Source organism: Idiomarina aquatica (genome assembly GCF_003987185.1).
GTDB classification, from domain to species: domain Bacteria; phylum Pseudomonadota; class Gammaproteobacteria; order Enterobacterales; family Alteromonadaceae; genus Idiomarina; species Idiomarina aquatica.
Map to the genome: position 1 here is coordinate 320,455 of NZ_PIPS01000002.1, position 13,507 is coordinate 333,961.

The 13,507-nt window shown below is 51.9% G+C and carries 11 protein-coding genes; 5 read left to right on the top strand and 6 right to left on the bottom strand.

All coding sequences use genetic code 11. From position 1 onward, the window contains the following. Positions 1-24: 24 nt before the first annotated feature. The 4 genes from prpC to CWE23_RS08445 are packed head-to-tail and all read left to right on the top strand — an operon-like array spanning position 25 to position 5,266. Entirely contained in the window at positions 25-1,149 is a 1,125-nt protein-coding gene (gene prpC, locus CWE23_RS08430) for a bifunctional 2-methylcitrate synthase/citrate synthase (protein WP_105306567.1), read from the top strand. A gap of 28 nt (positions 1,150-1,177) precedes the next feature. Next, positions 1,178-3,775: a Fe/S-dependent 2-methylisocitrate dehydratase AcnD gene (acnD, locus tag CWE23_RS08435; protein WP_105306566.1), complete on the top strand. Its 2,598-nt coding sequence runs from the start codon at positions 1,178-1,180 to the stop codon at positions 3,773-3,775. 11 nt (positions 3,776-3,786) lie between these two features. Further along, positions 3,787-4,965: a 2-methylaconitate cis-trans isomerase PrpF gene (gene prpF / locus CWE23_RS08440; protein WP_126820002.1), complete on the top strand. Its 1,179-nt coding sequence runs from the start codon at positions 3,787-3,789 to the stop codon at positions 4,963-4,965. 43 nt (positions 4,966-5,008) lie between these two features. Then, positions 5,009-5,266, top strand: a complete 258-nt coding sequence (locus CWE23_RS08445) for a hypothetical protein (RefSeq protein ID WP_105306564.1) — start codon at positions 5,009-5,011, stop codon at positions 5,264-5,266. A gap of 13 nt (positions 5,267-5,279) precedes the next feature. On the opposite strand, the gene CWE23_RS08450 is transcribed toward CWE23_RS08445, so the two are convergent. From CWE23_RS08450 to CWE23_RS08475, 6 genes are all read right to left on the bottom strand, one after another. After that, the gene (locus CWE23_RS08450) at positions 5,280-5,888 is read right to left on the bottom strand and encodes a hypothetical protein (RefSeq protein ID WP_420809959.1); all 609 of its coding nucleotides are present in this window, start codon (positions 5,886-5,888) and stop codon (positions 5,280-5,282) included. Positions 5,889-5,984: 96 nt separating this feature from the next. Then, on the bottom strand, positions 5,985-7,982 hold the full coding sequence (locus CWE23_RS08455) for a methyl-accepting chemotaxis protein (RefSeq protein WP_126820003.1): 1,998 nt from the start codon (positions 7,980-7,982) through the stop codon (positions 5,985-5,987). A gap of 100 nt (positions 7,983-8,082) precedes the next feature. Continuing rightward, positions 8,083-8,820: a 3'-5' exonuclease gene (locus CWE23_RS08460; protein WP_105306561.1), complete on the bottom strand. Its 738-nt coding sequence runs from the start codon at positions 8,818-8,820 to the stop codon at positions 8,083-8,085. 1 nt (position 8,821) lies between these two features. Next, a complete protein-coding gene (locus tag CWE23_RS08465) occupies positions 8,822-10,678 on the bottom strand; it encodes a DUF294 nucleotidyltransferase-like domain-containing protein (RefSeq protein WP_105306560.1) in 1,857 nt (618 codons plus the stop codon). A gap of 51 nt (positions 10,679-10,729) precedes the next feature. Further along, a complete protein-coding gene (locus tag CWE23_RS08470; protein ID WP_241970609.1) occupies positions 10,730-12,349 on the bottom strand; it encodes a BCCT family transporter in 1,620 nt (539 codons plus the stop codon). Between the two features lie 203 nt (positions 12,350-12,552). Further along, positions 12,553-12,870 (bottom strand): hypothetical protein, encoded by a 318-nt coding sequence (locus tag CWE23_RS08475; RefSeq protein ID WP_105306558.1) that lies wholly within the window; start codon positions 12,868-12,870, stop codon positions 12,553-12,555. Positions 12,871-13,010: 140 nt separating this feature from the next. Between CWE23_RS08475 and CWE23_RS08480 the strand changes: the two genes are divergently transcribed. Next, positions 13,011-13,436 carry a DUF3293 domain-containing protein gene (locus tag CWE23_RS08480; protein WP_126820005.1) on the top strand — a complete coding sequence of 142 codons (426 nt, stop codon included), beginning with the start codon at positions 13,011-13,013 and terminating at the stop codon, positions 13,434-13,436. The last annotated feature ends 71 nt before the right edge of the window (positions 13,437-13,507 follow it).

The following is a 13,507-nucleotide window of genomic DNA, read 5'->3' on the forward strand; positions in this document are numbered from 1 at the left end:
AACAAATTAAGAAGGAATCAAATCATGGCAGATAAAAAACTCAGTGGCGCAGGTTTGCGCGGACAATCAGCAGGCGAAACCGCATTATGTACCGTCGGTAAAACCGGCTCGGGCTTAACCTACCGTGGTTACGACATCAAAGAACTGGCAGAAAAGGTCAGCTTTGAAGAAGTTGCTTATCTTCTGGCCAAAGGCGAACTGCCGACTCAGTCACAGTTAGATGAATACCGCAAGCGTTTGAAATCGCTGCGTGTGTTACCGCAAGAAGTGAAAGACGTGCTTGAGCGGATTCCGAAAACAGCCCACCCGATGGACGTCATGCGTACCGGTTGCTCGATGCTGGGTAACTTAGAAACCGAAACCAGCTTCGATCAGGCGGATGACCATATTGAACGCATGCTGGCGACGTTCCCTGGCATCGTCCTGTATTGGTACCGTTTTACCCACGACGGCGTACGTATCGACACGGACTCAGAAGAAGATTCTATTGGTGCACATTTCCTGCGTCTGTTGCACGACAAAGCACCGTCTCAGTTGCACGCCGACGTCATGAACACCTCGTTGATTCTTTATGCAGAGCATGAGTTTAATGCATCAACCTTTACCGCGCGCGTATGTGCATCAACGCTATCGGATATCCATTCTTGTGTGACCGGTGCCATCGGTTCCTTGCGTGGACCTTTGCACGGTGGTGCAAACGAAGCCGCGATGGAACTGATCGAAAACATGAAAGATGCTGACGATGCTGAAAAAACCCTGATGGGGATGCTGGAGCGTAAAGAAAAAATCATGGGCTTCGGTCATGCCATCTACCGTGAATTCGACCCTCGCAATGACATCATAAAAGCGTGGTCGAAGAAACTGTCTGAAGAAGTTGGCGACAGCCGCCTGTACGATGTGTCTGTGCGTTGTGAAGAAGTGATGTGGCGCGAGAAGAAACTGTTCCCGAATGCGGATTTCTTCCATGCCTCAGCCTACAACTACATGGGCATTCCAACCAAACTGTTTACCCCTATCTTTGTTATGTCACGAGTGACCGGCTGGACCGCGCACGTAAAAGAACAGCGCGCCAACAACCGTATCATCCGTCCATCAGCGGACTACACGGGTCCAGAAGCCCGTCCGGTGCCGGCCATCGGCGATCGCTAATTTGCTGTTAACAAACAGGTAGAGTTGTATGAATTCTGAATACCGTAAAACGCTAAACGGTACCACGCTCGAGTATTTCGATACTCGGGCAGCCGTTGAAGCGATTGAACCCGGCGCCTACGATAAATTGCCTTATACGTCGCGGGTGTTAGCAGAAAATCTGGTGCGTCGTTGTCCACCGGAAATTTTGACACAATCCCTCGAGCAGTTAATTTATCGTAAACGCGAACATGATTTTCCATGGTTTCCGGCACGCGTTGTTTGTCATGACATTTTAGGTCAGACGGCGTTGGTGGATTTGGCCGGTCTGCGTGATGCCATCGCTGAGAAGGGCGGTGATCCGGCCAAAGTGAACCCGGTAGTACCGACGCAGTTGATCGTCGACCACTCGCTCGCCGTTGAACACGCCGGTTTTGAAAAAGACGCCTTCGAAAAGAACCGTGCGATTGAAGACCGTCGCAACGACGACCGTTTTCATTTTATTAACTGGACCAAAACCGCGTTTAAAAACGTGGATGTTATTCCGCCCGGTAACGGCATCATGCACCAGATCAACCTGGAGAAGATGTCGCCGGTGGTGCAAGTTCGCGATAACGTCGCGTTTGTCGACACCTGTGTTGGTACAGACAGCCACACCCCGATGGTGGACGCGCTGGGCGTGATTTCGGTCGGTGTTGGCGGCTTAGAAGCTGAAAGCGTGATGCTTGGCCGCGCATCCTACATGCGCCTGCCGGACATCGTCGGTGTCGAATTAACCGGGAAGTTACGTCCGGGCATCACCGGTACCGACTTGGTATTGGCATTAACCGAGTTCTTGCGCCGCGAGCGCGTGGTGGGTGCCTACCTGGAATTCTTTGGAGAGGGTGCTGACGCACTGACGGTTGGTGATCGTGCAACCATCTCCAATATGACTCCGGAGTACGGTGCAACGGCGGCGATGTTCTATATCGACGAGCAGACCATTGATTACCTGAAACTGACGGGTCGTGATGATGACCAGGTTGCGCTGGTTGAGAAATTTGCGAAAGAAACGGGTCTGTGGAGTGACAGCCTGAAGCATGTTGAGTACGAACGTGTGCTGCGTTTTGACCTGTCGAAGGTTGAACGTAATCTGGCCGGACCGTCGAACCCGCACGCGTTGTTGCCGGCGGCTGAATTAAGTGCTCGTGGCGTTGCCAAGCACATCGAGCAGCCCGAAGACGGCAAAATGCCTGATGGTGCCGTTATCATTGCGGCGATCACCAGCTGTACCAATACCAGTAACCCTCGTAATATGATTGCGGCTGGCCTTATTGCCCGCAACGCCAATAAGCTGGGACTAACCCGTAAACCGTGGGTAAAATCCTCGTTAGCACCGGGTTCGAAAACCGTAAAAATGTACCTGGAAGAAGCGGAGCTGCTACCAGAGCTGGAGAGTCTGGGCTTTGGCGTGGTCGCGTTTGCCTGTACCACGTGTAATGGTATGAGTGGGGCGTTGGATCCGAACATCCAACAGGAAATCATCGACCGTGACTTGTTCTCGACGGCGGTGCTGTCGGGTAACCGGAACTTTGACGGCCGTATTCACCCGTATGCCAAACAGGCTTTCCTGGCTTCACCACCCTTGGTGGTCGCCTACGCCATTGCCGGAACCATTCGCTTTGATATCGAAAAAGACGTTCTGGGCTATGATCCCGATGGTAATCCGGTGACGCTGAAAGATATTTGGCCAAGCGATGAAGAAATTGACCAAATCGTCAAACAAAGCGTTAAGCCGGAGCAGTTCCGCAAAGTTTATGACCCGATGTTTAACCTGAGCGTGGACTACGGTGATAAGACCAACCCACTGTACGACTGGCGTCCAATGAGCACCTATATTCGCCGGCCGCCATACTGGGAAGGTGAATTTGTCAGTGAGAACACGCTGAAAGGACTGAGACCGTTAGCGGTACTGGGTGATAATATCACCACCGATCACTTGTCGCCGTCGAATGCCATCATGGCCGACAGCGCCGCCGGAGAGTACCTGGCGAAAATGGGTGTGCCGGAAGAAGACTTTAACTCCTACGCCACCCACCGTGGCGATCACTTGACCGCGCAGCGCGCAACCTTCGCGAATCCGAAGCTGTTTAACGAAATGGTTCGCGATGAGAACGGCGAGGTGATACAGGGCTCGCTGGCGCGGATCGAGCCGGAAGGCCAAGTGGTGCGTATGTGGGAAGCCATTGAGCACTATATGGAGAAGAAGCAACCGCTGATCATTGTTGCCGGTGCCGATTATGGCCAGGGTTCCTCACGGGACTGGGCGGCGAAAGGTGTACGCCTGGCCGGCGTCGAGGTGATTGTGGCGGAAGGCTTCGAACGGATCCATCGTACCAACCTGATTGGTATGGGCGTTCTACCGTTGCAGTTCGAAGCGGGTACCACGCGTAAAACGCTGAACATCGACGGAACCGAAACCTTTGATGTGAAAGGCACGCCTGCCGCCGGTGCCGAATTGACCTTGGTTATTCATCGTGCCAATGGCGAGCAGTTGGAGGTGCCGGTTCAATGCCGTCTGGACACCAAAGAAGAGGTTTCTATCTACGAAGCCGGTGGTGTTCTGCAGCGCTTTGCCCAGGACTTTTTAGAAGCCGAGGCTGTTTAAGGAGTCGTCGTATGGCACATAAACCGCAAATTAAGATTCCCGCCACCTATATGCGTGGCGGTACTTCCAAGGGCGTATTCTTTCGGCTGCAGGATCTTCCCGAAGCAGCGCAGCAACCGGGTGCGGCCCGTGATGCGGTGTTGTTGCGGGTGATCGGCAGTCCGGATCCTTACGCTAAGCACACCGATGGCATGGGCGGAGCCACCTCAAGCACCAGTAAAACGGTGATTGTTTCAAAAAGCACTCAACCCGGACACGATGTGGACTATCTGTTTGGTCAGGTATCCATTGATAAACCCTTTGTTGACTGGAGTGGTAACTGCGGCAATCTGTCGTCAGCAGTGGGGCCTTTCGCCATTGCAAACGGTTTGATTGATGCGGATAAAATCCCTCAAAACGGTATCTGTGAGGTTCGTATCTGGCAGGCCAATATCGGTAAAACCATCGTCAATAAGGTTCCGATCAGCAACGGTGAAGTTCAGGAAACCGGCGATTTCGAACTGGACGGCGTTACCTTTCCGGCAGCCGAGATTGCGGTTGAATTTATGGATCCGTCAGCAGACGGCGAGTCGATGTTTCCGACCGGCAATTTGATCGACGAGTTGGACGTTCCGGGTGTCGGTAAGCTCAAAGCGACCCTGATTAATGCCGGTATTCCGACCATCTTCCTGAATGCCGAGGATATTGGTTACAGCGGTACTGAGTTGCAGGAAGCCATTAATGGTGATGAGGCTGCGCTGGAGCGTTTTGAAACCATTCGCGCTTATGGCGCGGTTAAAATGGGGCTGATTAACGACGTCAGTGAGGCAGCGGCGCGGCAGCACACACCGAAAGTGGCGTTTGTCGCACCACCGAAAGGCTATGCCGCATCCAGTGGCAAGGTCGTCGAAGCGAACGAAATTGACTTACTGGTGCGTGCCATGTCGATGGGCAAATTGCATCATGCGATGATGGGCACCGCTGCTGTAGCCATTGGCACAGCCGCAGCAATTCCCGGAACCACGGTTAATCTGGCCGCCGGTGGTGGCGATCGTACCCTGGTTAATTTTGGTCATCCGTCGGGCACGCTGCAGGTTGGCGCGGAATGTAAACAGGTAAACGGGCAGTGGACAGCCGTTAAAGCCATCATGAGCCGCAGCGCGCGGGTATTGATGGAAGGCCATGTGCGCATACCCGGTGACGTACTCTAGGTCGCGCTCTGGCGCGACCATTCGGAGTATTGATGAAAAAATAATGCAACAAAGCACCCAGATAAAACTACTGAAAACAGCAATGATTACCGGTATCACTCTGATTTTACTGGGTCATGTTGTTCTTATTGTCACGTTTGGCAATGACAACATTGATTTTCGTGGTTACATTCTGGGTGCTGCTATGAATGCGGTCGGGATTATTCTCTCGCTACCGACAAAAATTTATCTCACACTGCTGCTGATGGAACGCGAGGAGCGTGATAATAAAAATACGCATTGGCAGGATAGAATAAAGTAACCCACCATAATGTTCAGTCAGCGTAACCCCATGGCGTAGGTGGTGTGTCGACCGGTGAGGTCAAATCAAAATCGACCCGGAATTCCCGCCCTTCACGGATCAGCCGATAGGTGAAGGTATCTTCTGCAATGTACATTTGCCAAATATTACGGTTGGATTCCGGTGCGCCCAGTTCAATAAACAGCTCTTTCGAATAAGCATCAGCCGGGAACGATTGAGCGCTCGCGTAGCCGCGCTCAACCGTATGACCCCCGTACATGGTCAGCGGATCGTAATTACCGTCGGGCTGACGGTGGTCGTGTTTTAGACTGATGCCGGAACCGGTTTGCGTGAGGATCCAGGTGCGCGAATGATCATCACCAACGTGAAACGGAATTTCAATGCGTTGGTCACCACATTTGCGTACGTGCATAATGAGCGGGCCTTCAAAGCCGTCACTGGCCGGCGTATCGACCGTCACTTCGCCGGCAAATGCTTTACCACAATGTTGATTAATCGCCGCAAAAAAATCGGCCTGAGCCTGAGTCGTCACTCGCGGAGCCGGCTTTACCACCTGTTGAGCCGCGACCGGCAGACTCGCGCAAGTAATCAAAGCAGACGCCATCAATATCAATTTGTTCATGTTTAACCCAATAGCTGATCGTAGATTGAATCATGTTACCGGTTTAACGCTGACATGAACACGTGCACCTGACCAGTTTTTTTACGGATTATTTGCTTAAGCGTCGGCCGTTTTAAACTCCATCGCCAAATCCTGTAGGGTGCGGGCGGCTTTGGCCTGATCCTGGGTGACTGCCTGGATTTCCTGAGAGCCGGTTAAGGTCAGTAACGACACCTCATTGACCGATTCCATGTTATTGGCAATGTCTTTAGTGACCGCAACTTGCTCTTCCGAGGCTGTTGCGATCTGCGTGGACATCTCGGAAATACTGGTGATGTCGGCGGCAATAATCTGGAACGCATTATCCAGTTCGCGCGCCTGCTCCTCGGTTGCCTGTGCAATTGACTGGCTTTGGTTAACGCTGTCATAAGCGTTGTCCGACAGTGAACGGAAGCTTGCTAACATCTCAGCAATCTCGTTGGTTGAGTTACGGGTCTGGCTGGCTAACTGTCGTACTTCGTCCGCAACGACCGCAAAACCACGACCATGTTCACCGGCTCGGGCCGCTTCAATGGCCGCATTGAGGGCCAGTAGATTGGTTTGTTCAGCCACATTGTTAATCACATCGATGACGCGGTTGATATCAACGCTACGGGTTTGTAATTGCGTAATGACCTCTCCGACATGGCCGATGGCCTGTGCCAGCGCGCGTACTGATGTGATGCTTTCGCGCACTGCGGCAGCGCCTTTTTCTTTACTCTGCAGTGAATTGTCCGCCGCATCAGCAACGCGTTGGATGTGTTCACTGATCTCTTCTGCTGTCGTACTCATTTCTTCGGTCGCGGTCGCAACCTGTTCAATCTGCTTTTGCTGTTTGCCAATTTGTTCGGCATTTTGTTCCGCTGTCGAACTGGTTTCCTCGGTCGCGGTGGCAAGCTGAACACTCATTTGGTCAATTTTCTGCAGCGAATCGCTGAATTTAGCCAGCAACTCGTTAAATGCTTTACCGATCCGGCCGAGCTCGTCTGCGCTTTTACTTTCCACGCGACGACGCAAATCCTTGTGAGTCATGACGAAATCGATACCGCGCAGTAGTTCCGACACCTGGCTGTAGATACCACGCAGAATTAATACCGTTAGCGCAATAATCACCAGGATGACGGTGATGGTCAGCAGCGACATAATCACCAATGACTGCAGCGTCTGTTCGCCGGTTTGCTTGACCTGAGCGCTGACACTGGCGAGAACCTGCTGATTTTTGCTGTGTATTAACGAAATATAACGGGTGCTGGCGTCAAACCACTGGCGGCTGTCGACACGCTCAAAAACCTGACGATCGGTGAGCTGCGCGCGGAGCTGATTCACGGCGTTAAGTTCTGCCGACGTTCTCAGTGCATCAATCGTCTGCTGTAACTCGGCGTTCGCGATGTAATAGGCATTATCGATGAGCGCCTGTTGTTGACCGGCATAGTGTTGCAAATCGGTCAGGTGGTCAATGGTAAATTGTTTTCCCGCCAGGTACGCAGCAATACTGGCGCGCTCCCGGCCGGCTGATTCGGCAGCGTTGGCAATTAACGAATAAATACTCAGTTGGCGGACGACCTGAGCGTCCGTTGACGCGCTGACAACGTCATCAATCAGACCCATGACGGAACTGATCAGCTGAGTGTAGTTACGCAGCATGGCAGAGCGTTGCATGGAACCACTGTCGATTTGACGGCGCCAGTCATCAAGGGCGATGGTTTGTAACTTATCGATACGCGCCTGGGTTTGTGGGGTTAAGTCCAGCGTCTGCGCTATTTGTCGTGCACTGGCGATAAACTGCTGGATGGCGTCGCGAGTCTGCTGGCGTTGCTGTCGCAACTGTTGGACGTTATCACTGGCAAAGCCTGACGCCATGGTCAATGCGCTTAAGCCGCGCTCGCGTTGTAATGCGGTAATCACCGGTGCGCTGGCCACCGTAAGATCGGCAAAGCGCTCGACGGTTTGTGCTTCCTGGTAACGGTTGTAAGTGGTTAGTACATTGCTTGCGGCCAGAATGATCATAAGCAACAGGGTGGGCAATACCAACAGTAGCAGTTTATTGCGCATGGAAAGATTTCGTAACCAGTTCATAGTCCCTCTTGCTCTGGCGTTACTAAATGACCCCATAGGATACAACAGGGTATCTCAATGCGTCACTTAGGTTTCGTGGGTAACCCCAGGGAGGTATAGACTAGGGTAACCAAATCTGGCCGAGTGGGGTGTCGGCGTCGTAATGGTGGGCAATTTGTGCCTGCAATAATTCGCCACAGGCTAAGGCATCAGTCAGGGCGTCGTGTGGCGCGTAAAATGGCAGGTTATAACGGTCACGGCTGTCGGCCAGTCGAATAGAGGCGGGCTTTTTACCAGTGATCTTATCCCACAGGCTGCGCCGGGTCCGGTGAAACCGTGCTTCGATCGCCATGGTGTCGATGACGGGGAAATGAATCGTCTCCTTAAGGCGCTCGACAAAAGCATCCTGTAAAAATGGCCGTTCGATGCCCGCGTAATGCACCACCCAGACTTTACCGGCTACGGCTTCCAGCAACGGTTCAATAATGTTTGAGAGATCCGGTGCTTCGGCAATGGCGCTGTGGGTAATACCGTGGATGGTAATGGACTCTTCGGTAAGGCTACGACGCGGTTTAACAATCCATTGTTGGGCCTCATTGAGGTGTATACGTTGTTGCGTCATTGGGATAACGGCAATACTGATGATGCCGTGCTGTCTGGGATCAAGACCGGTGGTTTCGAAATCCACCGCAACCATTGGCACCTCTTTGATCGGTGTTTCAGCGGCTGCGATACCCTGTTGATAAAACCGTTTTAAGGCCGGATGTTTGGCGCGCTGAGCCAGATCAGCGAAGCGTTTAGGCCAATTAAACGGCTGGCGGTCATGCTGTTTATCCTTTTGTGGGGCTAAATACAGCATATTAGTTCCCCGAATAGCGATAACGCAGGTATTTTTGCGCATTACTGAGAATTTGGAAGGCGTCCTTGAGGTTTTTCCGCTCAAAATCGGACAGGTCTTCCGGTGCGACGTTATTGTCGGGAATCTCACCGGCTTCAAGTGCCAGCGCCTGATGGCGAATGCGTACCATAGAAATTAACTCCAGCGCATCGCGCAAATCCGGGCCCCGGCCTTTGGGTAAAATATTGGCTTTCACAATGTCTTCGAGACGAGCGAACGAGTTGCGCTGGGCTGAGCCAATCGCCAGTGCATGCACCCGAATCAAATCCGCGACCGGGCCGGTTCCACGACGTTTGGTGTTGATGCTGTCGCGGTGTTTACCGTCCTTTTCCATGACAAAATCTTTGAAAAAGCCGAGGGGTGGCGTACGGTTCAATGCGTTTCTCGCCATTGAGCCGAGGAAACGTTTGTTGCGCGGTGCTTTCTCGCGAATTAAACGGTTTAATGCATCAGCGAACTGGGTTTCACCATGGACGCCGTCTAAGTCAAAGAAAATTGAAGAATGCAATAACTTCTTCGGCGACGGATTCTCAATCCAATCCGTGAAATAACGCTTCCAATGAGAGAGCGGCTGCCGCCATTCACGGTTGGTCGCCATGATATCACCGGTACAATAAGTGTAGCCGCAGGCATTGAGGCCGTCGGAGACGAACTGTGCGATATTCAGGAAATACTCGTCATGCTCGATGGGATCGAACCGGTCGTCCAGAATCATGGCGTTGTCCTGATCGGTCACCACCGTTTGTTCATCGCGGGCCATTGAACCTAACGCGAGAAAACAGTAGGGCACCGGCGGAGGGCCGTATTCCTGCTCCGCCAGTTCCAGCAGGCGTTGTTTAAAACTACGGCCAATGGTTGCCATGGCAGAGCCGATCATGCGCGAATTGGCATCTTCCTCGACCATCCGCACAAAACTTCTGTGCACGTCCGGAACCAGTTGCGACAGCTCTTCAATACTGTTTTGTTTGAAGATACTGGATACCACAAATAGACTGCTTTGCGATTCATGCCGGGCAACGTCGGACAAGGCGATAACCCCAGCGACCTTGCTGCGGTTAAGCACCGGTAAATGGTGTAAGTTAGTGCGCAGCATGGTCAACAGGGCTTCAAATACCCGTTGGTCGTGCTGTACGAAAACCAAATCGCTGGACATAATGTCAGCAACTGGCGCGGCAGGATCCTTGTCACTGGCAAGCACGCGTTTGCGCAGATCTTTGTCGGTAATGATACCTACCGGCTTATCGCGCTGAGTCTCATCGTAGATGAGCAGTGATGACACTTTTTCGTCGGTCATTTTGACAGCGGCTTCGCGAATAGAGGCACTTTTATCGATCGCTACCGGTTCACGACCAATGAGCTTTTCGACACGGGCAGACAGCAAACTGTTGCGGCTTTCACGCTCTTTTACGGCATGGCTGACACGACGGTGCTCTTCCACCTCGACGGCATCGGCAAAGGCATCGTATTGGTCGTATAGGCGATTAAACAGCTCGCCGGGAATGTAGTAGATTAACGTGTCTTCAATGGTTTTCACCGGATAGCGGACACGCCCTTTACGCAGTAGCCCGGCTTCACCAAAAAAACCGCCCTCGGTGAGTCGGTTAAATAACTCGCCATTGCGTTGATAGGTTTCGATGGAACCGCTGCGAATCACATGCAAAGAGTCAATCAGCTGATTGAACTCCAGTATCTGTGTTCCTGCTTTGAAGTAGCCGACGCTGGTGTGCTGAGCGACAATGCTGAGTTCTTCTTCGGGCAGTTCATTAAAGGGTGGAAATCGGCGTAGAAAATTGAGGATTTCGACGTGCTCAGCTTCCATATAAGCACCTTAAGTAGGTGCGACACCCAACGCTGGGTGTCGCTTTTTCGATTATTTGCTGGTTTTACCAACTCGCGGTTCAGAACGCAAGCCCTGAACAACCGCAAAACAGGAGGCCAATAACACAATAGTGAATGGCAAGCCCGCTGACACGGCCATGGCTTGTAAGGCAACCAGTCCGCCACCGAGGATGAGGGCAATGGCTACCAGACCTTCAAAAGTACACCAGAACACGCGTTGTGGTACCGGTGCTTCAACTTTACCACCGGCACTGATGGTATCAATCACCAGTGAACCAGAATCCGACGAGGTGATAAAGAACACCATGACCAGAATGATACCGATGAACGACGTAATACCGGTCCACGGTAATCCCTCGAGCATGACGAACAATTGCAATGCCAGTTCTGCATCAGCAATTTCTTTCGCGCCGGCCAGGAATTGATCCATGGCTGCGGTACCGAACACGGTCATCCAGAAGACACAGGCAACCGATGGAATGATCAACACCGATATCAGGAACTCACGCACGGTACGACCACGTGAAACCCGCGCGATAAACATACCGACAAACGGTGACCATGCAATCCACCACGCCCAATAGAAGGCCGTCCAACCGGTGACAAAGTTCTTATCTTCCCGGCCGAATGGGTTTGACAGTGCCGGCAACTCGACTAAATACGCGCCCAGGTTGTTAAAGAAGCCCATGAAAATAGCAACGGTAGGGCCGACAATGATGACGAACAACATCAGTAGCGCCGCCAATAGCATGTTGGCTTGCGACAGACGCTGAACACCGGCTTCAAGACCAGCCAATACAGACATCAGTGCAACCGCGGTAATACCAATAACCAGTAATACCTGAGTGGTTTCACCTTTTGGCAGGTCAAACAGGAAGTTAAGACCGGCGGCGGCTTGCGATGCCCCCAAACCAAGCGATGTCGCGAGGCCAAACAGCGTTGCTAAGATGGCAATGATGTCAACGATGTGACCTGGCCAGCCCCATACGCGCTCACCCAGAATCGGATAAAAAATTGAGCGGATGGTCAGCGGCAGACCTTTGTTGAACGAGAACAATGCCAGTCCCAATGCCAAAATGGCATAAATGGCCCACGGGTGCAGTGCCCAGTGGAAAATGGTGGCCGCCATGCCCAGCCGCATTGCTTCGGCTTCGTTACCGCCGGCACCGCCAAGTGGCGCCCAGTCGGTGCGCACACCGTCTTCCATACTGGTGCCGCCCAATGCCGTACTAAAATGTGACATCGGTTCGGAGACACCGTAAAACATCAGACCAATACCCATACCGGCGGCAAACAGCATCGAAAACCAGCCAAGGTATGAGAAGTCCGGCGTCGCTTCAGTACCACCCAATCGCACGCGTCCTAGCGGTGTAAATATCAATACGATAGCGAGGATGACAAAAATATTGGCGGCAATAATAAAGAACCAGTCAAGGTTACCGGTTAACCAGTTGCGCATGCCGGTAAACATCGGTTCGGCGCTGTTCTGAAACATCAGTGTCAGCAACACGAACGCGACAATGGCTAAACCGGAAATGGCGAAAACTCGGTTATGAAAGTCCAGTCCAAACGGACCGATTTTCATCACCACGTTGTCTTGTCCTACTTGGTAGTCGGTGTTGATGGGATTGACCTCACCGTCCGGAATCATGGGGTCATTTGCCTGGCGCTCGCGCTCCAGATCTTTTTCTCCGGCGAGCACTTCTTCTTCTTTTTTGGTCATTCCTTATCCCCTTTGTAATAAGTGTAAACAATACTACGCAAACTATTCTAAATAGATTACATAGGTTTACAAATTCAGTATAGAGGGGGACCGATAGATCTCAATGAATTTTTTACAAAACGCTAGCCCATTTAACAGTCAGCGTTGCCTTTTTGAACAATTTTCCGATTGGCCTGTTCGATGCGGCGGTTGAGCTGCTCGAAGCGTTCCGCTTCCTGATCGGTAAAGTCAAATTCGAGGTAACTGTTTTTGCCCGGAGCCAGATAATCGTAGCGTTGTTCAAGTTTGGTAATGGCACTCATACAGATGCGCTGCTGGTCGGCCAGTTGTTCAATTTTGTTTGCCAGTTGTTCAAGCTTATGCAGATAATCCTCGGCCGCGCGCGGAAACTCGCACGAGCTCAAGGAGAGCACAAAAAGTACAATGATTGACCGTTGTTGAACGCGCATGTTTCGCCTTGTTTAAGGATGACACTTTACCGCTATGCCTCATTGAGTTTAGGCGAAAGTGGGCGTTGTCCAATGAGTCTTACCGATTTTTTACAAATAATCACCGAACTAACGGTGATAAATGTTCGGAGTTATAGGTAATGGATAAACAGCTGATGCAGGCTTATCAAGCCACCAACTATGTTATCGACACTCAACCGCCGGTTACGGTTCGCATCGGTCAGTCGGCGCGTGCGCTACTTAAAAGCGCAACAGCTATTCGGTCGCTCAGTATCATTACCGGTTATAACCCGCGCAGTCATAGGGTTTCCGACGCGGTTAATGCCGCTGCACACCAACGCCTGCGAACGGCAATCCATGCGGTGCCCGGCGCTGACATCATGGCGACCAGTGTGGCACAGGATCCAAATCAACAATGGCCCGATGAAAGAGGGTTTTTGGTTGCTAATTTATCGATGGAGGCGTTAAGTGTGTTGGCCAGAGGGTTTGATCAGCATGCGGTCGTGTGGATGCCAGCGCCGGAGTTCATCGCTGAAGTCGTTGTCGTTGACTCATCCATCGCTTGAGTCGATTAAAACGACCGCTTTAATTACTTTGGTCAATTGCTTAGCAGCTGTTATAAATCTAATTACGGTTT

Excerpts from the sequence above, each read along its gene's own strand:
- CWE23_RS08445 (WP_105306564.1), top strand. The coding sequence starts at position 5,009 with ATGCAACAAAGCACCCAGATAAAACTACTGAAAACAGCAATGATTACC.
- CWE23_RS08460 (WP_105306561.1), bottom strand. The coding sequence starts at position 8,820 with ATGCTGTATTTAGCCCCACAAAAGGATAAACAGCATGACCGCCAGCCG.
- CWE23_RS08470 (WP_241970609.1), bottom strand. The coding sequence starts at position 12,349 with ATGATTCCGGACGGTGAGGTCAATCCCATCAACACCGACTACCAAGTA.
- prpF (WP_126820002.1), top strand. The coding sequence starts at position 3,787 with ATGGCACATAAACCGCAAATTAAGATTCCCGCCACCTATATGCGTGGC.
- acnD (WP_105306566.1), top strand. The coding sequence starts at position 1,178 with ATGAATTCTGAATACCGTAAAACGCTAAACGGTACCACGCTCGAGTAT.
- prpC (WP_105306567.1), top strand. The coding sequence starts at position 25 with ATGGCAGATAAAAAACTCAGTGGCGCAGGTTTGCGCGGACAATCAGCA.
- CWE23_RS08475 (WP_105306558.1), bottom strand. The coding sequence starts at position 12,870 with ATGCGCGTTCAACAACGGTCAATCATTGTACTTTTTGTGCTCTCCTTG.
- CWE23_RS08455 (WP_126820003.1), bottom strand. The coding sequence starts at position 7,982 with ATGAACTGGTTACGAAATCTTTCCATGCGCAATAAACTGCTACTGTTG.
- CWE23_RS08450 (WP_420809959.1), bottom strand. The coding sequence starts at position 5,888 with ATGAACAAATTGATATTGATGGCGTCTGCTTTGATTACTTGCGCGAGT.
- CWE23_RS08465 (WP_105306560.1), bottom strand. The coding sequence starts at position 10,678 with ATGGAAGCTGAGCACGTCGAAATCCTCAATTTTCTACGCCGATTTCCA.
- CWE23_RS08480 (WP_126820005.1), top strand. The coding sequence starts at position 13,011 with ATGGATAAACAGCTGATGCAGGCTTATCAAGCCACCAACTATGTTATC.